Genomic DNA, 1,991 nt, shown 5'->3' with positions numbered 1-1,991 from the left:
ACCGAGATCGGCGGGACTTAGTTATTGATAGCGAGCTCCGCTACTACTTGAGATCGCAGTTTAAACAACAATGTTGACGGTACAATAATGGGTACATCCAAGCGTTAGACAGAGCGGAGGAGTTTACCCAACACCACCAGAATATTTACCAAGACGTGAACGAGTCCGAGGACAGCCCAGACACGGAAGAAACAGCACCGGACCTACAGCGACGAGCTTTGGTGATCTCCCTGGTCAAACTCACGCAGGAGCTGGGTCATTTACCAAATCCGGACAAGATCAACGAGCGCGGCGAGTATCCGTATCAGCGATACCAAGAGGAGTTTGGCAACTTGTTCAATGCGTGTCAAGCGGCTGGGATTCTTCCGGATGATGTGACGATACAGGATTTTCACGGCGAGGAAGCTACTGAACCGGTTGAGGAGGCGGACAACATCGAATCCGACCCGAAGACGAAGTCGGCGTCGCAGTCTACATCCGATCCTGCGGTAACGCAGGGAATTGATGAGGCAGAAGCCGAGCTCGGAGAATCTGACAAAATCGATGAATCAGATGCGCCCGAAGGAAAATCGGTCAAGACCAATGCTTTTATTTCAGATGTAGACCGGCCAAGTTTCGACGGATCAGCAGAAATCGATGAGTCAGAGATGCTAAGTGAGATTCGGTTATTTGCCGACATCATTAATGAGCCACCCACCAAAGAACTGGTCGTAGGGTACGGCAAGTACCCAGCGGACGAATACCGGACGTCGTTCGGATCGTGGGATGCTGCACTTGAAGCCGCGGGATTCGATCCCGCTGAGATGCCCGATTGGAGTGCCCGGTCGAATACGAACGTCGAAATTCTGGACGGGATTCGGCTTGTCGCTGAGAAATTGGGGCACGCGCCGACCACCACAGAGACCGGGAAGCACGTCGATTTTTCCCCGGGGTTGGCTACGTTGCGATTTGGATCATGGAGTGATGCACTCCAGATCGCTGGTTTGGAACCATCAGAGCGGCCTAGTGTCCAAGATAGTGGAACAGCCGACAGTACAGATAATAGGAATACAGATGGCAGGATTCCCGAAGACGATGACGACGGAGATACTGAAGAACAAGATTCAATGCATAGCGTGATTGAAGAAACACTAGAGGATATGCTGTTATCGAGTGATGATGACGACCCTATCTAAGTGATTAGTATCTTCTATATGAGGACTAAAGTGTTGATAACATAGAGCGAGCGCTGTAATCATATAGATTAAAGATCTCTCAGATAGAGGTGTCGACAAGAACGTAGAATGGTATCTAACATTCGTTTCAGCAGATGTGCTTCGATTCATGAGTAGTGAGACATGTGAATCAGCTGTTGAGCTGGAAATGCTTGCTTCAGGAATGGCAAAGCAACACGAGACATATTTAGACGCGCTACAGGAACTCATCGATAATTCAGTTGCGGCATCTGTAAATGACGAGTCATACTTTGAGAGTCCAGATGAACAGGTGACAATCTCGCTGACGTTTGTGCGTGGCGAAGATACAGTTACAACCTATATCTCAGATAACGGGCCAGGGATTACTCGTGAACAACTCCAAAACCATGTATTTCGAACCGGAAATAAAGAAATTTCCGATGGGATTCTAAATAACGTTGGATGGGGTCTCAAAGCTAGTCTCGCATGGTTTGAGGAATCTCTCAAACAGCGTGAGCTTCAGAATGATACGAATCAATTTACTCTTGTAACACAGACGAATACAAGCGACTGTTTGCGTGTTGATGGACCTATTACGGGCGATCTTCCCATTTCTAGCGGGAGTGAAAACGATTGGGAAATCGGGGTTCCAGACGAAATTTCCGAACTTAAGCAGGCAGATCATGGTACGCATGTTCATACAACTTGCGCCAGGGCCCAATTTGATAATGACGTGTGGCCGTCGGCAAACTCACTTGACAAAAAAGTTCAATATATTCGTGAGCGACTAGGCACCTTATTCCGACGGCTACTATC

General features: G+C 48.2%; 2 protein-coding genes. Both read left to right on the top strand.

What is annotated here, in order from left to right; all coding sequences use genetic code 11:
- The first annotated feature begins 155 nt into the window (after positions 1-155).
- The gene (locus tag U4E84_RS16735) at positions 156-1,175 is read left to right on the top strand and encodes a homing endonuclease associated repeat-containing protein (protein WP_322533238.1); all 1,020 of its coding nucleotides are present in this window, start codon (positions 156-158) and stop codon (positions 1,173-1,175) included.
- Between the two features lie 148 nt (positions 1,176-1,323).
- On the top strand, positions 1,324-1,991 hold a 668-nt coding region (locus U4E84_RS16730; protein WP_322533236.1), incomplete at its 3' end, for an ATP-binding protein.

Source organism: Halorubrum sp. AD140, from assembly GCF_034497445.1.
In the GTDB taxonomy this organism is placed as follows: Archaea; Halobacteriota; Halobacteria; order Halobacteriales; family Haloferacaceae; genus Halorubrum.
The sequence above is the reverse complement of the archived record's forward strand: the minus strand, read 5'-3'. Positions and strand labels throughout refer to the sequence as shown.